The organism is Vibrio sp. WZ-1, assembly GCF_052037695.1.
Classification (GTDB): domain Bacteria; phylum Pseudomonadota; class Gammaproteobacteria; order Enterobacterales; family Vibrionaceae; genus Vibrio.
In genome coordinates, this window is the sequence record NZ_JBQEQR010000080.1 from 48,727 (window position 1) to 70,608 (window position 21,882).

Below are 21,882 nucleotides of genomic sequence, written 5' to 3' on the forward strand. Positions count from 1 at the left end.
GCAGGATTGACAATAAACAAAATGAATAACTGGATTTAGGGTCTGTTGACCTTTCGAGCTGATTTTTGCAGCGAATTGTTGGCTATTTATACAAGGCAGAGACTTTGCTGTGTAGCTAGCCTACATGAGAAGTCGATAACGCAGTAGAAATAGCCAACAAGCGCTGCCCTAAGGGTTCGGCTAAAATCGCTTCATGCTTTGTTAAAGAGTATTTGCTTAGAATGACTAGGCTACACACTCCTTGCCTCGCCTAAAACGATTCTGACTAGGCGTCCCCATCCGAACAAAATTTAACCACGAAAGAACAACAGACCCTAGTAAATCACTATGAAAATTTATAGGTTTACGCTGCGACCTGTCGGTAAATGTTCTAGACGCTCCCCTAGCACTTCTTTTAACAGCCCGTACGCCTTCATGCCAGTGCAATGCCCCGTATAAAACTTATCAATCGAATACTCTGATAATGCTCTACCCAGTGCTCTAATATCGTCTTTGGTGCCACCAATACCATTCAACACGGGCAGGCCTACGAGATGAAAGCCACCAACTACCGCTTTAATTGTGCTGTTTGGAAACAACTCAATGGCGGTTTCAACCATGTTCAGTACTCCGCTGTGGGCACATCCCGTGAACACAACCAAGCCATCTTCTTCCTTGATCACCAAAAGTAACTCGTGTTCAAAAGCGTCTTGCTCATAGCTGCCAACTTTCGATTGGGTATAAAGGTACTGATTGCCTTTAGGTTGTGGGTACTTGTCGCTGATCTTGGTAATAACATGAACATTCGGGGCAACTTGCGTCGTTTCGCGTACTTGCACTATGCGGTCATTTGTTTTGTCTAACAAAGCTTTGTCGATGCCAACATCGCTTTTAAAACCAAAGGCGCGAAAGTAGTAATCCTGTTCTTTACATGCCTTCAAGTAAATGCGAGCGGTGTCATTCTGCTTCAAGAAGTGGGACGCTCCGTTGCAATGGTCATGATGTCGATGAGAAATAACGGCGAGATCCACTTCTTGAATATCAATATTTAGTAAAGGCGCGTTATCGCAAAACGTTCTACCACTGCCCATATCGAAGAGCAGCTTTGTACCTAAAGTTTCGATATGCAGTGATAAACCGCGTTCGACACAGAGATCGGTTCTGTCCTCAACACGAGAATTATCAACGAGAGTGGTAACGATCATGGTGTCTCCTAGTGACGTTGAACAGCTTTAGTGGGAGGGACAATAACGAGATTTGATACTTCTAGAAAAAAGTAATGCTAATTGTGTGATTAGACAGAGGTTTGCGACATCAGTTCTCAATCACCTTCGATTCTTACTCTATTTTTAATCCACTTAGCCCATCAAGGGACCTTTTTCTGATCCATTGATGTGGAGTCACCCAGACGAGCAGGTGCAATAAAGCCTAAATAACAAAAGCCCAAAACACATATTTTGGGCTTAGTTAATCTTCTAACCACATATCTAAGCAGTCTTGTGGATTGGCGCTGAGCGCTGGAAACACAGCATGTTCCTTCAACACCCCTTGTTTCTTAAATCCACACTTTTCGAGCACGCGAATACTGGCTCGATGGTCGATATGTGGAGCTGTATGAATCTGCTCGATTCCGATACTTTTTAGATACTCAATACCAAGCTTACACGCCTGAGTCGCATACCCTTTACCTTGATAATTTCTAGAGATCCCAAAGTGAATTTCGCTACTGCTTTTTTCAGGGATTAACACCAAGCAACCAATGGGGACTTGAGAGGCAATTTCTTCGATTGCTAGTACCAAGATATTAGGGTGAGCCAACTCGTACTGGCTTCGCCATCTATTGATAGCTTGCAATGTTCGAGTTGAGCTTAGATGGGCTTGTCGATTGAGATACAAACACGTTTGCTCATCGCCAAGGTAGTTTTCAAACAAAGGCACCGCGTCCGATTCTTCAATATGACGAATTGCCACGTGTTGCGCTTCTAATCTCACTGACTCTCACCTTGATACACGTCTGGGTTCCATATCTGCATAAAATTCTCGACAGGCTCGATAGGCTTAAAGCCGCACTGCTCATACAGACCATGAGCATCACGCGTTGCAAGAATCATCCTTCGCAAACCTTGAAGGTCTGGGTGGGAGACAATTTCAGAAACCAACCATTTACTAATGCCTTGCCCACGGAACTCTGGGAGCACGAAAACATCGGCAAGATAAGCGAAGGTGGCTTTGTCAGTAATAAGGCGAGCAAATGCGACTTGTTGATTCGACGCAGTGAACACTCCGAAGCAAAAGGAGTTTCGTACCGCTTTATCTAGCGTGTCTCTCGGCACTCCTTTCGCCCAATAGCTCTGTGAAATGAAGTGATGGATGCAATCCAGATCCATGTCTTCAAAGGCAGTGCTAATACGATATCCTTGCATGGTGTACTCCCCATAAATCAAAGCTTCTCTGCGACGCAAATTAGGTTGTTTGAATTTTCAGAAAACTTCTCTTCTGCCCAAGAACTGTATTTTTCGGTAATACTTAGCCCCGCCTGAGCAAGAAATGCTTCAATTTCAGATAACTTTCGATACTTCAAATCAATGCTTGAGTGTGTTGTTGATCCATCTTGGTAGTGACGTTCTTTCTTCAAATAAAGGATTGCACTTTCAGCGTCATAACGTTCGCTCATCCCCATGTACTTCACTTCGCCTTTGTCGGGCAATTCATAGGCTTGCCACAGCGACATTTCAGCATCAATTTCCAAGTTATCTGGCGTTGGTAAACGGGTATCAAAGATGAAACACCCACCGTTATTAAGGTGATTAGAAATCGAATTAAGGACACCAACTAGCATCTCATCGGAGAGGAAAGCTTGGAAAGCGTTGCCCGTCATGATCGCAATATCAAAGCGTTTATCGAGAGAGAATTGAGTGGCATCCTGATGCAAAAAAGAAAGGTTATCTAACCCCTGCGCTTTATTTTTAGCATGTTTTAACATCCCCTCGGCAATATCAATACCGGACAGCATTATCGAGTTGCTTTGCGACAGGTATGGTGACAATACCCGTACCACAGCACACATCCAACAAACTTCGAGCCCCTATCGCGGTGATGTGCTTTTGTATCAGAGCGATATCGTCTTCGTAGTGTTTATCATACTGCGCATCGTATTCCATGCCCGATGCGAACTCACTCAGGTCTTGTGTCTTCAAAAACAGTCCTTGTTTATTATCTACATCAAGAGCCCGAATGTAGCACGCCATACTCACTTAAACACCTATGTTATTGTAAAAGCGTGAAAAAAGTCGACATGCTACACATTGATTTAGGCCATCCAGATCCTTGCTAAAATGCCTATTGGTGTCGTAACACCTGTGGTGATTGAGCTTACCTTTCCATCTTTTAATACATAGATAGTCGGCGTCACGCTGATGCTCCATTCTTGCATAATGCTGCTTTTCGGATCGTTGATGTTGTCGAACTGGTAGTCTTTCGCCTGCATGAACTTTTGTACGCGCTCTTCCGGTCCGGATGCGCCGGATACTGCAACCACTTCATAGTAATCGCTTAACCAACTCACGCTTGGGCTAACAAACTTACACGCCGGACACCAAGTTGCCCAAAAGTACACAACCACTGGTTCTTCATGACTTTTGGCAATCACATCGACAAACTCGCCATCGGCCATGATCGCACTCAGAGGCGGTGCTTGCTCTTTAGGGATGTCTTTGGTGCGGTACCAATCCATGGCGACCGAAATCACGGTCACCATGAGCACCATTTGCAACGCTTGACTAAGCCAGTATTTGAGCGACTTGCGCTTTTTTACTGTGTTCACTTAATCGTGCCTCCGCTCGCTTGTTCGATGGCTTTCACCACTACATCGTCAGTCAGAATCACTGGTAGAGGAATCCCCTCTGGCGCAGCTGGACCATAAACGATATTGAATGGCACACCAAAGCGACCATGTGCACGCAAGAAGTCGGTCACTGAGCTATTCGGATGTGTCCAATCGCCTTTCAGTGTCGCCACGTTCGGGCTTTGCAACAGTGAGTAAACCGGATCTTGCCAGATCACGCCGATCTTGTTGGCTTTACAAGTCACACACCAATCTGCGGTAACATCGACGAACACCACACGGCCATTCTTCACGTGGTCTGCAATCGCTTCGTTTGACAGTTTTTCCCAAGCCAAATCTTGTGGCAATGGCGTTGCCCAGTGATTGGCAGTCACACTGCCTAGTACCAGACCACCAGCAATCAGAATCAATGATACTGTGCCGGAAATTGTCAACGCTTTATTGCCATAAATACGTTTAACACGCGTCATGATAACGATGAACGCAACCAAGCCGATCAGGATGACCCAAAATACTGGCAAGTGATTCGCCATCAATGACAACAACCATGCACTGGTTGCCAGCATCATGATGCCGAATACGATTTTCACGACATTCATCCATTGGCCTGGTTTTGGCAGTTTCAACGCAATGCCAGGGAAAATAGCCACTAAGATCCAAGGCAGTGCCATGCCCAAAGCTAAAGCAGTGAAGATAGCAAACAGAGTCACCACTTCTGCACCCAGTGCAAACGCCACCGCAGTGCCTAAGAAAGGTGCTGAACAAGGCGTTGCTAACAGAGTCGCGAACATACCTTGCACGTAATGCCCAAATAGCGAGTTATCACCCTTCGACGCTAACCAAGTGTTGGTACCTGATGACAGGCGAATCTCAAACAAGCCAAGCATGTTGGCACCAAACAATCCGGTAACCAACAGCATTAGACCTAAGAACCAAGGGCTTTGGAATTGAACGCCCCAACCGATGGCGTTACCAGTGAGCTTCAGCACTAAGATAAAGCCAGCCAGTAACCAGAACGACGTCAGAATACCCAGCGAAGAAGCCACGAATTGAGTGCGAATTTGGCGACGTGCAACCCCTTGTGCCGCTACGATGCTGCTTAGCTTCATGCCGAGAACTGGCAATACACAAGGCATTATGTTGAGAATCAAACCGCCGAGTAACGCGAACAAGAAAATGTTCACCAGTGATGTACTTGGTAAGGCTTCAGTAATCACACCTGCTTTGGCTTGCGCGGTTTCTTGCGCCAATAAGTTGTTGTCTTTGATTGAGACGTAAACCGATTGGTTATCCAGCTCTACATCACCCAACCAAGTATTCACTAGGTAGTTTACGGTAAGTGTATTGCCCTCTTGATGCTGCCCTTCTAATTTGAAGCTGTAATCACTGGTTGCTTCATCGACGCCATCAACCAACACTTCTGGTTTTTGCCAACCTTGTGAGTTAGTCAGTTTGATTTGTAGCTTAGATTGGTTTGCATCCCAATTTGCTTCTGTCACTTCAATAAATGGCGACGCTTGAGGCACACTGCTGACCGCTTGCGCGTAAGTGAACATCACTCCTTCATCAACTTGTAGGTCGGAAGGTAGGAAAGACAGTTGAATGTGGTAATCGGTTAGTACACAAATGGTGGTACATGAAGACAGGGTCAGCGTCGCATCAATCGTCACTGGTTTGTTCATGTCTTCGACGTGCAACGTCATTGGAAAGACAGTGTCACCTTTGTAGCCTAGCGTCTCGATGCCAAGCAGTTCGTATTTCTGTGGGTACGGCCATTGCCAATCCACTTTGGTCAGGTTTTGTGATTTTTCCCAATCAATGGAAGGTGCAACACCGCCCTCACCTGGCGAACGCCAATAGGTTTTCCAGTCACCGGTCAGTTTGACATCAAGGTAACCTGTGATGGTGTTGGTATTCGGGTCTTGCTGTCCGGTTAAGACAAAGCGCGTTTGCACAGGTGGATGCTGCGGGTTGGTCAGCCATCCCGTGTCTGTCGTTTGTGCTTGGGCAATTAGCGAGAATAAGCTCAGTGCCAGCGTCATGATGAGCATCAACGCGGCTTGAGTCGTTTTTTTCATGTGGTTCATAGTTATTCCTAGTTAAAACAAGTGTAGAAAATCGCTGACGAAACTCGTCAGAAATCACTTGTCATTCGCGGAATACACACAAGGTGAGATGGACTCGATACTTTCGGGCTATCGGTTCGGTCCATTGCCTTTTGCTGGCGAACGCACAACAGCGCCACACGACAAGCGCGAGAATGCCGACAAACAAAACAACGACCAAGGTTTCCAGTTGTTGCTGAGCAAATTGAATCAGCTTTTCAGACAATTCACATTTACTCGTGTCATGCCCTTTTTCTGCTTTTACGATTTTAACTTCATCGCCAACAACCGCAGAAGTCGAGCTCGCGTCATATTGCATGGCACAACTGAACATCAAGCCAGAATTTTTCATCAGGCACACCACAATCACCCAGCCTATTAGCGCTAGGAGCCATTTGCCCTGTTGTCGGGACGCAGCAGATTGTAAAGTGGATGAATGCATTCTAACTTCGATAAATGTGGAAACGCCGGAAATCATACGCAAGTTAGCATAAACCTCAAGTGGTATGATTTTTTGAACAGCGCGTTTTCGTAACTAACTGTGATAGTCTTATGACTACCGTTTCTGTAAATAATTCAACATGCTCAATAAAGTTAATCTTGCTGATATTCGCTCCTTCGTTTTGATCGCTCAACTGGGTAACTTCACCAAAGCGGCAGAAGCGCTTTCCGTCTCTCGTTCTCATGTGTCTCGCCAAATAAGTGGGCTTGAAGCACAGATGGGCGTGACCTTACTGACTCGCACCACGCGTACTCTGCGTTTGACCCATGCTGGTGAACGTTTTTACCAAGAATGTGAGAAGGCACTGCGCGATATCGACCAAGCGTTGATCGCCGCAGTCGACGACACACAAGAAGTTCGTGGCTTGATTCGCATAAACTGCGTGGGTGGTTACATCGGCGAGGACATCATTGCCAAATACGTCAACGAATTCATGTTGGAGTATCCAAATGTAATTGTGGACTTGGATTTCTCTTCACCGCGAATTGATTTAATTGAAGACCAATTCGACGTCGCGATTCGTATGGGCGAACTAGAAGACGCAGGATTCGTCGCACGTAAACTGATGATGATTGATATGGTCACGCTTGCCAGCCCGAACTACCTCAAAACACATGGGGAACCAGTAACGCCAAAAGAACTGGCAAAACACCGCACTCTGACTGGCTCCGTCACTCGCTGGAGTTACCGTAACGTCGCTAACCCGAAAGAACACAGTGATGTGATAGTGAAAGGCAATCTGCGCTGTAAAAACGGCCGAGCACTCGTTATGGGTGCACTACACGGTAACGGAATTATTCGTGTGCCACTAAGTTACTGTGACGAGGAAGTCGAGCAAGGCCAACTGGTTAAAGTTATGCCGGAATGGGAGATCCCGTCTGTGCCGCTATCCGCCATTTTCCATCGAGATCGCTACCAGCCTAAACGCCTGCGCACCTTTATCGACTTCGTTAAAGCCAAATTTGAGCAGGATTTTTAGTAACGAATGTAAGAAGAGAGCAAAACAACCCAGCTAAAACAAGCGCATATCGACAAAAAGGGTTATTCTTAGTGATTAAAAGTACGAAATAATAATTGAATGAGCATTCAACCTAATTCTCGCCAATTGATCGCCTGTGAAGAATGCGGCCTAGTTGTCCGTATTCCAGACATACAGCAAGGTCAAAAAGCACAGTGTCCACGCTGCGAGCACTCACTAACAAAAGTTAACGCTAAACCCTATCAAAGTGTAGTGGCGGTATCGATCGCTAGTTTGATCATGTTGGTTTTGAGCATTTCATTTCCATTCATGTCATTTAGCGTTCAAGGGCTCACACAAGAAATAACGTTAATGCATGCAGCCAAAATGCTGGCTGAGTTTCACAACGTTTTACTTGGTGTCCTTTTACTGGCTACCGTAGTCGTGTTACCTGCCATTTATGTTGGTCTGATATTGTTCCTTCACTTGGAAGCATTGAAATCAACGAAGCACCCATTAAGCAAAAAGAAAACGCGCATGGCAAAAGTGCTGTGCCGAATTTTATTCCGGGTGGAACCTTGGCTAATGGTCGATGTATTTCTGATTGGTGTATTGGTTAGCCTGATTAAAATCGCCTCTCTCGCAGATGTCGGTATGGGCAGCTCATTCTGGGCATTCTGCGTGTATACGGTGTTAGTTGTAAAATGCATCTCCATGGTCGATAAAAGCTGGCTCTGGGGTCACTTCATTAGCGCTGTTGAGCTACCAAGTGTAAGAGAAGGCGATACCCATCACAGTGAGAATCACATTGGCTGTCACACTTGCCATCAGTTGAACCCGATTGAAGATAAGAAACACCAAAAGTGCATTCGCTGCCATAGCCCGATTCATCGATACAATCCAACGAATAACCTACAGAAAGCGTGGGCGCTGTTGTTCGCATCGATCATATTCTATATCCCAGCGAACCTATATCCGATGATGTATACCGTCAGCCTTGGCCATTCCGAAGGCTCAACCATCATGCAAGGGGTCGTTTTGTTGTGGCAATTAGGCTCGTATCCTATCGCTGCCGTCATTTTCTTTGCTAGTGTGTTTATTCCCATGGCGAAAATGTTGGCTTTAGCTTGGCTCTACTACAACGCCCAGAAAGCACAGTACTTACCTCCAGAAGAGAGTATCTCGCGCTTAAAAATCTATCGGATCACTGAATTTATTGGCCGTTGGTCTATGATCGATATCTTTGTTGTTGCCATCCTAGTGGCTTTAGTACAACTACAAAATTTAATGGCAATATACCCAGGCCCTGCAGCACTCTCTTTCGCCGCAGTGGTCATTTTTACCATGCTCTCTGCAATGATTTTTGACTCGCGTTTATTGTGGCAACTACCACAAAAAGAAGCGCAGGAGCCACTAACAGATAACTTAACTGAGAAAGCCAAATATGAGTGATGAGAAAAAAACAACCGCTCAAATAACACCACAAAAGCAGATCTCTGCAATTTGGATTATCCCGATTCTTGCATTGGCAATGGGTGCATGGATGTTGTTCCAGTACATCAATAGTACCGGACCAGAAATCACCCTAAAACTCCCGACAGCTGAAGGTATCGAAGTAGGTAAAACCGAGATCAAAGCGCTAAACGTAAAAGTTGGTGTGATTACCGATGTAAAACTGAGCAAGGACTATGACCACATCATTGCCACCGCGCAGATGAATAAAGACGCTGACCGTATGCTTCGTGAAGATTCGATGTTTTGGGTGGTGAAACCACGCATCGGTCGTGAAGGGGTATCGGGGTTAGAGACTTTACTTTCTGGCGCTTACATTCAGCTTCAACCTGGTAAGTCTAAGATAGAGCAAGAGCATTTTGATGTGTTGGATGTGCCACCCGTTGCCGCTCCTGATGCAGAAGGTCTTCGAGTAGTGCTAACTAACCGTGAAGCAGGCAAGCTAGGTGTTGGTGATCCCGTTATTTACAAAGGCTTTACGGTTGGTCGAGTTGAATCTACCAGCTTTGATGTCGATACACGTAGAGCTCTGTATCAGCTATTTATCTTCAAACCCTATGACAGCCTAGTTCGTACCAAGACCCACTTTTGGTTAAGCTCGGGCGTCGATCTTCAACTAAATGCAGAAGGCTTTGAAGTGAAGTTTGGCTCGCTAGAAAGCTTAATCACTGGCGGCGTGACTTTTGACACGATTCCTGGCTTGGGTGATGGAAAAGAAATCACTGAAGACATGGCTAAATTCCGTTTATTTGATGACGTAAAACAGGTTCGCGAAGGCATGTATGACGAGTACATCCAGTTCGTTATGATGTTTGAAGAATCGGTTAGAGGCTTGAAACGTAAAGCGCCTGTTGAGTACCGAGGTCTAAGAATTGGTACGGTAATGAAAGTGCCAATGCGAATGCCAACGCCAGAAGAAGATTTTTCTGCGAAAAAAATTCCAGTATTAGTACGTATCGAACTGGGCCGAGTTTATGACAACCTTCCAGCAGACAAGCTTGCACTGTTTAAAGACAAGTTAAAGGATGAATTTAAGAAGGGTCTTCGCGGTACACTAAAAACCGGAAACTTATTAACTGGTGCATTGTATATTGATACTGACTTCTACCCTGACGAAAAGCCTTACATGGCAAGTACTTTCGAAGGTTTGGACGTATTTCCGACAAAACAAGGTGGCTTTGCTCAAGTTCAGCGACAGGTAAATGACTTCCTAAATAAGATTAACAACCTACCTATGGAAGATACGTTGCACTCGTTGAACAAGACATTAAAGACCTCAGAGAAGACACTGGCATCTGCTGAGCGTGTTGCGAACAGTATCGATAAGTTACTGAATCAACAAGATACTAAAGCTATCCCCGCTGATATTCGCCAAAGCCTGCAACAGCTGCAAAACACACTTGATGGCTATGGTCCAAACTCAACGATGTACAGTGAAATGGAATCAACGCTGAAAGAGCTAGAAAAAGTGATGACAGAGTTCAGGCCTGTATTGCAGCAATTAAACGAAAAGCCAAACTCACTTGTATTCGGAAAAGATGATGTGAGCGATCCTATGCCAGTTAGAGGACAAAAATAATGAAATGTAGAATCTTATTGCTCTCTGCCCTACTCGCTGGCTGTAGTAGCGCGCCGCAAAATACCGATGCTTTATATGTATTGCCAGAATTCGACACGACTACTGTGAATAACACCATTGCTGTCGAGCGACCTCAACTCATCGTGCGTCCTGTCGAGTTAGCCAGTTATCTCGCTGATAGCGGAATTGTATATCGCACTTCAGAAACTCAGGTTGTTCAGGCAAAGCACAACCAATGGGCACATAACATTTCTGAGCAAATCACATCTCGCGTGATTAACGAGCTACGAACCAAACAAGCGCAATACTGGCCAGTTGAAGTCAATAACTTGCTGGATCAGAGTAATGAAAGCAAACTTCAGCTCTCTTTAAGCAAGTTCAACGGTAGCTTTAAAGGCAATGCAGAAATTGAAGGCGAATGGCTAATTATTGGTGCAGATGGCAAAGTAAAAAACAGCGCCCCCGTAAAAATTACCACGCCTTTGCAAGATGAAGGCTACGACGCGCTTGTTGATGCACTTTCTGAAGGCTTAAGTAATCTAACAGACCAAATAGCCGCTAAGCTGTAATCGGCCACGTCAAAAAAGAAAGCCCTAGCAATAATGCTAGGGCTTTTTATTCTGCCTTCTCTTAGAGCTTAAAGGTTTCCATTCTTGCTTTCAGATTATGGGCAAGACTACTAATCTGCTGACAAGCCACCGCTGTTTGGGATGCTCCTTCGGCCATTTCTGTTGATGCACTATTGATGTGCTCGACACTACGATTCAGTTCCTCAGAGACTGAGTTCTGCTCGCTACACGCCGTCGCAATTTGAGTACTCATTTGAGCAATGTTATCTACCGAGTGCTCAATTTCATTGATCTGATTACCCGCTTCATTTACCTGATCGACACACTGTGCAATGCCCGCTTGGCAATCTCGACTTGAGTGTCCAATCTTGCTGGTATTTTCTTGCAGTTGATTCACTATTTCGATGATTTGTGAGGTCGAATCCTGTGTACGTTGAGCTAATGAACGAACTTCATCAGCCACCACTGCGAATCCTCGTCCTTGCTCACCCGCGCGCGCCGCTTCAATTGCTGCGTTAAGCGCAAGAAGGTTAGTCTGCTCCGCGATGCCACGGATCACATCAACAACCATGTTGATGTTATTCGAGCTCGATTCAAGCTCTTGTGCCAAATCATCCGACTCTTGAATTGTCTGCGATACACGCTCGATAACAGCAATCGTTTGTTGAAGCGTTTCCGTCCCCTGCTTCGCTACCTCGGTAGCTGAGTAAGCAGAAGTCGCACCTACTTCGGTATTTTGTGCCACTTCCCCTACAGCGGCTTGCATCTCTGTCATTGCAGAAGCAACAGAACTCAATTCCAGTTGTTGATTTTGCATACCGGAAGCAGTTTGAGAAGAAATTGCACTCACCTCCTCTACCGCAGCAGTTAGTTGAATGGTTGAGTCACTAATTTCGGACACTAATGAATGCAAATTGCCTTGCATCGTCACAAGCTCTTTCAATAAAGTACCCAATTCATCTTTGGTGAGTTCTTCCTCGTCAATCGTGTTGTTCAACTGACCTTGCGCGATCTTAGAAGCAAACGCCAATGCACGATCTACCGGGCGACAAATCGCTCGAGAAAGCAAAACTGAAGACAACCCGATAACCACGATAATAACGAGCGCACCAATACCTGCACTATATTGAGTGGAAAGTGCTTCTGCATGCACTTCTTCACCTATATGGTTGACCAGATCATCATTTAGGGCAAGCGTATCATCTAAGCTACTTAGTGCTTTTGAGTAAGTAGAGAAACTAAATAAAACAACTTTGTTGGCTTCATCAGACTTCCCTTGGCTCAGCAAATCATTGTAAGGCTTGGTCTCTTTTATATATTGATTCCAAGTTTCCTTGAAGACGTTAAACGATTGCTTTTCTTCCGTATTTAAATCCAAGGCTTCAAAAGCGACAATCCCTGACTGTACATCTGCACGCCATTGATCGAGATCTTTCAGCCATTCACCAATCTTTGGGTGATCCCCATTTGGAAGCAACGAAAACTCATCTTTTCGCACTTTAGTGATGTCGACTTGGATCCCCTTCAGAATAGCAACCGACGGTAGGCTCTTCTCTGTAAGTACTGCAATATTCTTATTCAGAGTCGATAGGCTCAGTACCAACATAATAGATACCACTACAAATACGACAAACACAGTCAAATAACTCAACCATATTTTCTTTACGACACTTAAGTCTTTAATACTCATAAACTTCCTCGCGACAGCGTTAATGAGATGTCTCAAAAATGAAACAGCATCAAACGCAAAAAACAATACTTACTAACAATGTAACTACTTCACGCCTCTTTATAACTGGGGCGTTACACGCCAACTTTAACCATCCATTGATAAAGTTGTTATCACTATTTTCTGAATTTGATACGTAGCTCGACTTATATATACCGCTTCAATAATCAGCTATTTTTCTCAGTAATACTTCATGACGAATTTGCAAAATCTCATCAATCAATTGCGCTTTTAAGAAGACGCCGCAACTTTCGGCATAGCTTTTTACATGGGTCGCTTAAATGAAACTGATACACCTCATTTTGGCGCGGTGCCTAAATGGGCCACTGTGGTTGTATATTCTGCGATAGGTTTGGACGGGTCTATTGCCAGTCGTAGTAAATCACTGGTCATTCTAGCTTGCTATAACACTCAATAACGTCGTTAACTCAAAGTAAGATGATTCTGAAAACTAGTTAATCATCGGCAAGTGAACCACTTAGCAACTAGTTTATATACTGGAGTTCAAACGAGAGATATATCAAAGGAAGTCCGTAATACAGATAACTTAACAACAGAAAAACTCCGTGCTCTTCTGAGATGTCTTCTATTTAATTAACACCTAACTGTGATTAGCAAGTGTCATCTTTCTCACTATACGAAAGAACTCTTCTGATTCCTTTTCTGAAAGGCACGAAAAAAAGTCTGCTTGTAGATTATTCATGATGCGATGAACCTTTCGTACTGCAATGCCTCCCTCTTTTGTCAAGGTAAGGATTTTCAATCTTTGGTTAGACTCGCTTTTAGACACCTTGACCAAGCCTCGTTTTTCAAGATTATCAACCATGCGTTTTGCCACGCTTCGCTCAGTAAGTACTGCATCTGCGAGTTCTTGCTGACTCATAGGTTGAAACTCTTCCAATGCCGCGAGTGCACTGGCCATCTCCAAGGTCATTAAATTTTGTCGGGACAGCTCCGCTTGCGCTCGGTTTCGATACATTCGTTGCATCACGCCGCATACAAACATTGGGCTCTTATCTAACACTGAAATTGGAGATATCTTCTGCTCTTTCATACTTACTTGTTCTACTTTCGGCTTTGCTTTCATTTGGGTAGTCTGCGTTTATAAGAGATTCCCGACTACGCTCCTTCGTCGCTTTCGGGAATGACGCGTTATTTAACGATGAGCACAAGCCCACCCTCCATCATTCCGACGAGCCTAAGCGAGATCAGAAGTCTAATTACCACGCACTCTTGGCTCAATATTTCACATCAAGTCACAGCACTCGGTGAGCAGATTCTGAATCATGCTCGTCCCTCGTTGTTCAGAATGACGAGAAACATAACTGGGAGCTCAATACCTACCCTCTGTCATTCCGACGAACCTTGGCGAGCTCAGGAATCTAATTGCCACGCACTCTTGGCTCAATATTGCACATCAAGTCACAGTACTCGGTAAGCAGATTCTGAATCATGCTCGTTCCTCGCTGTTCAGAATGACAAGAAACATAACCGAGAGAGCAACACCCCGTCATTCCGACGAGCCTTGGCGAGATCAGGAATCTAACTGCCACACGCTCTCACTCAATATTTCACATCAAACCCAAACTATCCAATTGAATCCAAAAATAAAGGACGCCGAAGCGCCCTTTTATTGTACTTATTAGCAATAGTATAACTTAGTCTTTAGGGCTAAGTCCTATTCTTGGCTTGCCGTTGGTTGTGAAGTAGATTCCACTTGCTCTTTTTGTGCTTCTTTTCTTGCGCGGCGGTCAAACAAACGCTCAACCACGACGAAGAACACAGGCACGAAGAAGATACCAAGCAAGGTCGCACTCACCATACCGCCAAGTACGCCCGTACCTACCGCATTCTGACCCGCAGAACCTACACCCGCACTGATCGCTAGCGGCACTACACCCAGACCAAACGCAAGTGAGGTCATGATGATCGGACGAAGACGAACACGTACCGCATGCAGTGTAGCTTCAATTAAGCCCGCGCCTTTCTCATAGTATTCCTTCGCGAATTCCACGATAAGAATCGCGTTCTTCGTTGCCAAACCAACCGTAGTCAACAAGCTAACTTGGAAGAATACGTCGTTATCCATACCGCGAGTCATGACCGCGAGTACTGCACCTAGAACACCTAGAGGCACTACAAGCACAACCGCGAATGGCACTGACCAGCTCTCATAAAGTGCTGCTAGTACAAGAAAGACAACCAGAATCGACAGTGCGTAAAGCATTGGCGCTTGGTTACCAGACAGGCGTTCCTCGTAAGAGATGCCGTTCCAGTTCACCGTAAAGCCTGGAGGCAATTTTTCTACCATGGCTTCAATTTCTGCCATTGCTTCACCGGTACTTACGCCCGGAGCCGCGCCACCTTGGATGTTCATCGCAGGTAGACCGTTAAAGCGTTGCAATAGCGGAGAACCGTAAGTCCACTCGCCCGTTGCGAATGCCGAGAATGGCACCATTTCACCTTGTGAGTTACGCACGTACCATGAGTCGAAATCTTTCGGCTGCATGCGGTACTCAGAATCACTCTGCACCAGAACTTTCTTCACACGTCCGCGATCGATGTAATCATTGATGTACGCGCCACCCCATGCTGAAGATAGGATTTGGTTTACATCATTGATGCTCACATCAAGTGCACGCAGTTTGACGTGGTCGATGTTTACTTGGTACATCGGCGCATCAGCTTGGCCGTTTGGACGCACACCCACTAATTTCGGGTTTTGAGCAGCCATACCTAGGATTTGATATTGAGCAGCAACCAATGCTTCGTGACCGTTACCCGTTGAATCTTGCAAATAGAAGTCAAAACCGGTGGCGTTACCCAACTCTTGAATCGCTGGTGGCGCAAACGCAAACACCATGGCTTCTTTAATGGTTGAGAAGTAACCCATCGCACGACCAGTTAGCGAAGCCGCATCCGAACCCGGAGCTTCACGTTCTGACCAGTCTTTCAGACCGATAAACGCCATACCCATGTTCTGACCTTGACCTGCAAAGCTGAAACCTGCTACTGAGAAGACAGATTTAACATTGTCTTTTTCTTCTTCTAAGAAGTAATCACGAACTTTTTCTAGTGTCTTTTCGGTCTGCTCTTGAGTCGAATTCGGCGGTAAGATTGCCATTGAGAACACAGTACCTTGGTCTTCATCCGGTAGGAACGACGTTGGTAGATTCATGAATAGCCAACCTGCGCACGCACTCATTGCTGCGAACACCAACAACATACGACCAGTGCGTTTGAGCATTTTCGCAACGCCCGCTTCGTATCTCGCCGTTGCCGCATCAAACTTACGGTTGAACCAGCCGAAGAAGCCTTTCTTATCCGAAAATTCCGCGTCGCCTTTTTTGAGTAAGCTTGCACAAAGTGCCGGAGTAAGAATGATCGCCACCAATACCGATAACGTCATTGCCGCTACGATAGTGATAGAAAACTGACGGTAGATAACACCTGTTGAGCCAGACATGAACGCCATCGGTACGAATACCGCAGACAGCGTCAAACCAACACCCACTAGCGCGCCAGTGATCTGCCCCATCGACTTCTTCGTCGCTTCTTTTGGATCGAGACCGTCTTCGTGCATCACACGCTCCACGTTCTCGACCACAACGATCGCATCGTCCACCAGCAAGCCGATTGCCAGAACCATCGCAAACATGGTTAAGGTGTTCACACTAAAGCCAGTTGCATACAAGACGGCAAACGTACCTAACAATACAACAGGTACCGCAATCGTCGGGATGATCGTTGCACGGAAGTTCTGTAAGAACAGGTACATAATCAAGAATACCAACACGATCGCTTCAAGCAGTGTCTTGATTACTTCTTTGATCGACGCATCAACAAACGGCGTTGTCTCAAATGGGTAAGCGATCTTCAAGCCATCTGGGAAAGTCGCACTTAGCTGACCAAGACGTTCTTTTACTGCTTCTGCTGTTTCTAGCGCGTTGGCACCGGTACCAAGCGAGATACCGAGACCCGCAGCTGGGAAGCCGTTGTACTGGCCTTTGATGTCGTAGCTTTCTGCACCACGCTCGACACGTGCCACGTCTTTCAGATAAACGTTCGAGCCGTTCGCTTCTGATTTCAGAATGATGTTTCTGAATTCAGCCACACTGGTTAAACGGCTTGCTGAAGAAATAGTCGCGTTAAGCAATTGACCTTTTTGCGCAGGCGCAGCACCCAACTGACCAGAAGAAACCTGTGCGTTCTGCTCACGAATAGCGTTTGCTACGTCGATTGCAGTAAGATTGAACTGAGTCAGTTTGAATGGGTCTAGCCAAATACGCATTGCGTATTGAGAACCAAATGCTTGCACTTGACCTACGCCCGTTACACGGCTGATCGGATCTTGAATATTGGTAACAACAAAATCACCGATGTCATTTTCCGTGAAGTCAGGGTCTTCAGAGTAAACCGCCACAACCATCAAGAATGAGGTGTTAGATTTGTTTACAACGATACCTTGGCTTTGTACTTCCATTGGAAGTGATGTCATCGCCAATTGCAGCTTGTTCTGCACCTGAACTTGCGCGATATCTGGATCAGCTTCGCTATCAAACGTCAGCGTAATGGTCGCGTTACCAAACGCATCACTGCTCGAGTTTAGGTAGCGTAGGTAGTCCAGACCCGTCATGTTTTGCTCGATAACCTGAGTCACAGAGTCTTCTACGGTTTTCGCAGAAGCACCTGGGTAACGAGCACTAATAGAGATCGTGGTCGGCGAAATCGTTGGATATTGAGAAACTGGCAAGTTGAACAAAGACATTACGCCTGCCAACATAGTCAGAATCGCAAGTACCCAAGCAAATACCGGACGATCGATAAAGAATCGTGCCATGATTATGTCTGCTCACCTGATTGAATCGTCACTGGGCTTCCCGGGCGGATCATCTGTAGACCAGTGGTAATCACCTTATCACCCACCTTTAGGCCTTCTGTAATACGCCACTGGTTACCGATAGACTCAGCCGTGGTCACCGGTGTGATAGATACTTTGTTGTCAGTACCCACTGTCATGACTGAGGCTTTGCCCGTTGCATCACGCGTTACTGTATTTTGCGGTATAAGAATTGCCACAGGGTCCACACCAACCGTAACCGTTGCGCGCACAAACATGCCTGGTAGCAACAAGCCATCTGGATTCGCGAATTCTGCACGTAGCGTAACACTACCCGTACTTTCATCTACATTCACTTCGGTAAACTTCATGGTGCCTTTGTGCGCGTAAGTCGAACCGTCTTCAAGCGTTAGTGTTACTTGAGCTGATTCGTCTTTTTGCAAGTGGCCTTGTGACATTGCTGCTTTCAAACGGAGTAGCTGAGCAGAAGATTGCACAATATCAACATTGATTGGGTCGAGCTGCTGAATAGTCGTTAGTGTTGCAGCTTGGTTTGCCGTTACAAGTGCACCCGCAGTGACGTTAGACTTGCTGATCACACCGCTGATTGGTGCTTGCACTTTCGCATAAGACAGGTTGATCTTCGCCGTATTGATCTTTGCTTTCGCAACGAGCACTTGTGCTTTCGCTTCTTTGTACGCAGCTTCCGCTTCGTCTAGTGCTTGTTGGCTGATTGATTTCTTAGTGATCAACGCGCGGTAACGACGAACCGTCGAGTACGTTGATTCTTCAGAAGCCTGAGCACGAATCAACTCAGCTTCTGCACTCAATAGATCCGCTTGGAACGTAGAATCATCGATTTGGTACAGTGATTGGCCTTTTTCAACCACACCGCCCTCTTCAAAATTTCGCTCAGAGATAATGCCAGTTACCTGAGGACGAACTTCCGCTTCTTTAAATGCTCGGCTACGACCTGGTAACTCTACCGTTAATGCCTGATAAGTCGGCGCTACCGTCATTACGGTAACTTCCGCAGTTGGTGCTGGGCCAGCTTGAGCTTGTCCTTCTTGGCTTTGCTCACACCCAGCCAACAAAAGACTCGACGCAATCAAAAGCGATAGCGTGGTTCTACGTGTCATGAAATTCTCTCTTCCTACTAAAAAGTGACTCAATAAAAAGTCAGCAAATATTATTCGGAATGATAATTACCAGATGTTGCACATACAACAAAATTTACAGCTCTTTACGATAGACAAAAATGTTTGTTCTAAAGGTGTTATTCAGTTCTCAATTTGATTGTTATCTTATTGGAAAACTCAGTATTCTGTGTGCAAGTTAAACTATAGATTTATCAATAAAAACTAAAGATAAGATTGACAACAAACGTTAAATCGTCACAGCTTAATACCTTTTAAACGGAATAAAAAAGCCCGCATATTGCGGGCTTATATAATAAAGGAACATCAGGAAGAAAATTAAACGCGGAACTGACTTACTTGGTTAGCTAATTGTTGAGTTTGTTCAGATAGCATAGTAAGCGACTGCTGCGCTTGATTCACAATATCTACAATCGAGGTACTGCTATCTGCAATACCTTGAACGTTTCTATTCACATCATCGCTCACGGTACTCTGCTGACTTGCAGCTGTTGCGATGTGGGTATTCATCTCGTTCATTCGCGCAATCGCGTTTAGGATCTCCGCCAATGAATCACTAGCGTGCCCAGCAGAACTAATAGTCTCTTCACTGCTTAGTTGGCTACCTTGCATAACTTCTACAGCCTGCTTAGCACCTGACTGAAGCTTCTCAATCATAGATTGGATCTCTCCAGTACTTTGTTGAGTGCGACTTGCTAGTGAGCGGACTTCATCTGCTACCACAGCAAAGCCACGACCTTGTTCACCTGCGCGAGCAGCCTCAATCGCCGCATTCAATGCTAGTAAGTTCGTCTGCTCTGCAATACCACGAATGACATCCAACACTGAAGCAATATTGCTTACGTCGTTATCCAGTGTATTGATAACCTCACTCGCACTTTCAATATCTGTTGCAAGTAAGCGAATCGATTGAACTGTTTTATCCAAGGTAACATTGGTATTAGTAAGTTCTTCGTTTGCAGTTTGGCTCGCCATCGCAGCTTCTGTCGCACTGTCGCTTACATTGCGGCTAGTCACCTGCATTTCGTGAACAGCAGCAGCTACAGCTTCACTGTCTTTTTGCTGGTGCAAAGTAGAGTTCGCAATAGTCGCTGTCAGCTCATTCAAGTGCGACATCTCGTTACGTAGTGTGTTCGTACTCTCGACTACTTGAGAGACCGTCGCTTGTATCTTAGAAACAAACTCGTTAAACGCAGCCGCTAGTTGCCCAACTTCGTCTGTCGCGTTCATATTTATACGTTGACTCAAATCACCGTTACCCGATGCAATTTCTGTCATTGCATCTTTAATATCATTGATTGGTTTCATAACGGTACGAAGCAGTACCATGACCATTCCAAGAGCGGCAATAATAACGATTGCAATGCCAGCTCCCAAAATAAGCTCTGCGCGAGCAGAAGCTGCACGAATTTGGTTATTAAGGGATTTTTGCTCAGCTTCTATTGCATCTTTAACCACATTAAGCTGCTTACGAACTGCACCGAACTGTTTATCAAATTCGCCTTTGTGCTCCATGTAGTAGCTTGGCCATTGAGCTTGTGGCGAATTGATCATCTCTTCATAGCTGTTCAACCATGTTTCGCCCAAACTTACAAGCTGATGAGTTTCACGAGCTTGATTTGCTGGTAACAAGCCGACCTGGGTTAACTCCAGAGACTTTTTCATGCGCGGAAGGGCTTTATACGCGTTGTCTTTATACTCGAACAGGTGGTGCTCAATCTCCGCTTGAGTCTCTGCAAGTGCTAAACCTTGAATTGCTGAGGTCGCTTGGTACAGATCGCGATAAGCATCTTCAATCGTAAATAAGTTTGGAATAATTTGCTCATTGAGCGTATCGGTAAGTTCTGCCTGCTTCCACATCGTCAGAACATTCAGAGCAGAGCTGATAGTTAATAATGCAATCATTAAAGTAAGAGGAAGCACTATCTTCTGCTTAATAGACATGTTGTTGAACATAAAAGATGCCCTTTGTTATTGTTTAAATTGCATCCGATTATATCAGAGGTATAACACAAGTAATTCCAGATACCGTGCAACATGTTATAATTATTTTTATCTTTACGATGAATAATTCAAATTCAACAAATAATTGAATTTAATATGTTGATTTTTAGGAAGTAAGGTCACAGATCGTATGGTTGCATACACATAAAACTCTGTTGAGAGGTGAGCAGTAGAGAAAAGCATATAACCGAAAGTGGCCGATACAAACCAGCTCAGTGACCTTCCGACGGAGAATTAAAAAGAATGAAACTAAAAAGAAAAACCTCGGTATATAAGCCGAGGTTTTAATAGAAAAAGATTAGTTATCGTACTAACTAAATTAGGCTTTTTTCACAAACTGCGCGGTTACCATCATTTCACCAGCGCCATCGACTTTACAATCTAGCTGATGGTCTTTGCCGTCTTTAATACGACGAATCACTGCTTTGGTGCCGATCTTTAGCACCAGCGAACTGCCTTTTACTTTTAAGTCTTTCGCTAACGTGACCTTATCACCTTCCTGCAGCAAAGTGCCGTTGGCATCTTTCACGTTTACAGTATCCTCTTCAGCAGCCTGCATTGGATTCCACTCGTGAGCGCACTCTGGGCAAACAAGGTGGTCTTGGTCTGGATAAACGTATTCTGAGTTACAGTTTGGGCAAGGAGGTAGAGTCATAAGTAATTACTAGCTAATGAATTTAGCGCTATGGTAATGGGTATTGCTTGTCTAATCGAGTAAATTTGTACGCTCACTCTTTTCTTCAAGAACTTCTTTAAAAGCGAACATGCCATTTAATACTGCAGGAAATCCGGCATAAACAGACATTCGTAAAATAACCTCTTTCACTTCTTCCGCATTGCAACCCACATTAAGCGCCGCATGAAGATGAACCTTTAATTGAGGTCGACACGTTCCCAAAGCAGTTAAAGCCGCCATAGTCGCAATTTCTCGGGATTTGATGTCTAACCCAACTTACTTTAAAAACTCACTCAAGCTCATCATTATTTTTTACGCTCAACTGCCTTTTTAAGAATCGAAAAACCACTAAGCGCAACAAAACGACATATATTGTCGTCCATCCCACTTCAAAGCTCCACGCCTTTAAATTTCGACTAATTTTCAAC

16 protein-coding genes and 2 pseudogenes are annotated in these 21,882 nt (G+C 45.0%); 4 read left to right on the forward strand and 14 right to left on the reverse strand.

Annotation, left to right across the window (positions count from 1 at the left end):
- Positions 1-335: 335 nt before the first annotated feature.
- The 7 genes and pseudogenes from ACTS60_RS16850 to ACTS60_RS16880 all read right to left on the reverse strand — a co-directional run bounded on the left by ACTS60_RS16850 (position 336) and on the right by ACTS60_RS16880 (position 6,370).
- A complete protein-coding gene (locus ACTS60_RS16850) occupies positions 336-1,184 on the reverse strand; it encodes an MBL fold metallo-hydrolase (protein ID WP_440889201.1) in 849 nt (282 codons plus the stop codon).
- Between the two features lie 262 nt (positions 1,185-1,446).
- Entirely contained in the window at positions 1,447-1,971 is a 525-nt protein-coding gene (locus tag ACTS60_RS16855; protein WP_440889202.1) for a GNAT family N-acetyltransferase, read from the reverse strand.
- On the reverse strand, positions 1,968-2,402 hold the full coding sequence (locus ACTS60_RS16860; protein ID WP_440889203.1) for a GNAT family N-acetyltransferase: 435 nt from the start codon (positions 2,400-2,402) through the stop codon (positions 1,968-1,970). Before ACTS60_RS16860 ends, ACTS60_RS16855 begins: the two co-directional genes overlap by 4 nt.
- 17 nt (positions 2,403-2,419) lie before the next feature.
- Positions 2,420-3,176: pseudogene (locus tag ACTS60_RS16865) on the reverse strand (class I SAM-dependent methyltransferase).
- Positions 3,177-3,289: 113 nt separating this feature from the next.
- Entirely contained in the window at positions 3,290-3,802 is a 513-nt protein-coding gene (locus tag ACTS60_RS16870; RefSeq protein ID WP_038889907.1) for a protein disulfide oxidoreductase, read from the reverse strand.
- Complete coding sequence (locus ACTS60_RS16875) at positions 3,799-5,910, reverse strand: protein-disulfide reductase DsbD family protein (protein WP_440889204.1); 2,112 nt, start codon at positions 5,908-5,910, stop codon at positions 3,799-3,801. Before ACTS60_RS16875 ends, ACTS60_RS16870 begins: the two co-directional genes overlap by 4 nt.
- Before the next feature lie 61 nt (positions 5,911-5,971).
- A complete protein-coding gene (locus tag ACTS60_RS16880; RefSeq protein ID WP_440889205.1) occupies positions 5,972-6,370 on the reverse strand; it encodes a hypothetical protein in 399 nt (132 codons plus the stop codon).
- A 139-nt stretch (positions 6,371-6,509) separates the two neighbouring features.
- Between ACTS60_RS16880 and ACTS60_RS16885 the strand changes: the two genes are divergently transcribed.
- From ACTS60_RS16885 to ACTS60_RS16900, 4 genes are all read left to right on the forward strand, one after another.
- Entirely contained in the window at positions 6,510-7,409 is a 900-nt protein-coding gene (locus ACTS60_RS16885; RefSeq protein ID WP_440889206.1) for a LysR substrate-binding domain-containing protein, read from the forward strand.
- Between the two features lie 99 nt (positions 7,410-7,508).
- Complete coding sequence (locus ACTS60_RS16890; protein ID WP_440889207.1) at positions 7,509-8,840, forward strand: PqiA/YebS family transporter subunit; 1,332 nt, start codon at positions 7,509-7,511, stop codon at positions 8,838-8,840.
- A complete protein-coding gene (gene pqiB, locus ACTS60_RS16895) occupies positions 8,833-10,479 on the forward strand; it encodes an intermembrane transport protein PqiB (RefSeq protein WP_440889208.1) in 1,647 nt (548 codons plus the stop codon). Before ACTS60_RS16890 ends, pqiB begins: the two co-directional genes overlap by 8 nt.
- Positions 10,479-11,048: a PqiC family protein gene (locus tag ACTS60_RS16900; RefSeq protein WP_440889209.1), complete on the forward strand. Its 570-nt coding sequence runs from the start codon at positions 10,479-10,481 to the stop codon at positions 11,046-11,048. The genes pqiB and ACTS60_RS16900 overlap by 1 nt, the downstream gene beginning before the upstream one ends.
- 61 nt (positions 11,049-11,109) lie before the next feature.
- Here the strand turns inward: ACTS60_RS16900 and ACTS60_RS16905 are convergent, their stop codons facing one another.
- The 7 genes and pseudogenes from ACTS60_RS16905 to ACTS60_RS16935 all read right to left on the reverse strand — a co-directional run.
- Positions 11,110-12,738: a HAMP domain-containing methyl-accepting chemotaxis protein gene (locus ACTS60_RS16905; RefSeq protein ID WP_440889210.1), complete on the reverse strand. Its 1,629-nt coding sequence runs from the start codon at positions 12,736-12,738 to the stop codon at positions 11,110-11,112.
- Between the two features lie 640 nt (positions 12,739-13,378).
- Positions 13,379-13,831, reverse strand: coding sequence for a MarR family winged helix-turn-helix transcriptional regulator (locus ACTS60_RS16910; protein WP_440889368.1), 453 nt, complete (start codon positions 13,829-13,831; stop codon positions 13,379-13,381).
- A 624-nt stretch (positions 13,832-14,455) separates the two neighbouring features.
- Complete coding sequence (locus ACTS60_RS16915; RefSeq protein ID WP_440889211.1) at positions 14,456-17,617, reverse strand: efflux RND transporter permease subunit; 3,162 nt, start codon at positions 17,615-17,617, stop codon at positions 14,456-14,458.
- Positions 17,618-17,619: 2 nt separating this feature from the next.
- Complete coding sequence (locus ACTS60_RS16920; protein WP_440889212.1) at positions 17,620-18,756, reverse strand: efflux RND transporter periplasmic adaptor subunit; 1,137 nt, start codon at positions 18,754-18,756, stop codon at positions 17,620-17,622.
- Between the two features lie 336 nt (positions 18,757-19,092).
- Complete coding sequence (locus ACTS60_RS16925) at positions 19,093-20,730, reverse strand: methyl-accepting chemotaxis protein (RefSeq protein ID WP_440889213.1); 1,638 nt, start codon at positions 20,728-20,730, stop codon at positions 19,093-19,095.
- A gap of 367 nt (positions 20,731-21,097) precedes the next feature.
- Positions 21,098-21,433 (reverse strand): zinc ribbon domain-containing protein YjdM, encoded by a 336-nt coding sequence (locus ACTS60_RS16930; protein WP_440889214.1) that lies wholly within the window; start codon positions 21,431-21,433, stop codon positions 21,098-21,100.
- 51 nt (positions 21,434-21,484) lie between these two features.
- Positions 21,485-21,727, reverse strand: a pseudogene (locus ACTS60_RS16935) (carboxymuconolactone decarboxylase family protein); the annotation flags it as partial.
- Between the last annotated feature and the right edge of the window lie 155 nt (positions 21,728-21,882).

Bases quoted from the DNA above. Each gene is read 5' to 3' on its own strand.
- ACTS60_RS16850 (WP_440889201.1), bottom strand. From the start codon at position 1,184: ATGATCGTTACCACTCTCGTTGATAATTCTCGTGTTGAGGACAGAACC.
- ACTS60_RS16860 (WP_440889203.1), bottom strand. From the start codon at position 2,402: ATGCAAGGATATCGTATTAGCACTGCCTTTGAAGACATGGATCTGGAT.
- ACTS60_RS16875 (WP_440889204.1), bottom strand. From the start codon at position 5,910: ATGAACCACATGAAAAAAACGACTCAAGCCGCGTTGATGCTCATCATG.
- ACTS60_RS16880 (WP_440889205.1), bottom strand. From the start codon at position 6,370: ATGCATTCATCCACTTTACAATCTGCTGCGTCCCGACAACAGGGCAAA.
- ACTS60_RS16885 (WP_440889206.1), top strand. From the start codon at position 6,510: ATGCTCAATAAAGTTAATCTTGCTGATATTCGCTCCTTCGTTTTGATC.
- ACTS60_RS16890 (WP_440889207.1), top strand. From the start codon at position 7,509: ATGAGCATTCAACCTAATTCTCGCCAATTGATCGCCTGTGAAGAATGC.
- pqiB (WP_440889208.1), top strand. From the start codon at position 8,833: ATGAGTGATGAGAAAAAAACAACCGCTCAAATAACACCACAAAAGCAG.
- ACTS60_RS16900 (WP_440889209.1), top strand. From the start codon at position 10,479: ATGAAATGTAGAATCTTATTGCTCTCTGCCCTACTCGCTGGCTGTAGT.
- ACTS60_RS16905 (WP_440889210.1), bottom strand. From the start codon at position 12,738: ATGAGTATTAAAGACTTAAGTGTCGTAAAGAAAATATGGTTGAGTTAT.
- ACTS60_RS16910 (WP_440889368.1), bottom strand. From the start codon at position 13,831: ATGAAAGAGCAGAAGATATCTCCAATTTCAGTGTTAGATAAGAGCCCA.
- ACTS60_RS16915 (WP_440889211.1), bottom strand. From the start codon at position 17,617: ATGGCACGATTCTTTATCGATCGTCCGGTATTTGCTTGGGTACTTGCG.
- ACTS60_RS16920 (WP_440889212.1), bottom strand. From the start codon at position 18,756: ATGACACGTAGAACCACGCTATCGCTTTTGATTGCGTCGAGTCTTTTG.
- ACTS60_RS16925 (WP_440889213.1), bottom strand. From the start codon at position 20,730: ATGTTCAACAACATGTCTATTAAGCAGAAGATAGTGCTTCCTCTTACT.
- ACTS60_RS16930 (WP_440889214.1), bottom strand. From the start codon at position 21,433: ATGACTCTACCTCCTTGCCCAAACTGTAACTCAGAATACGTTTATCCA.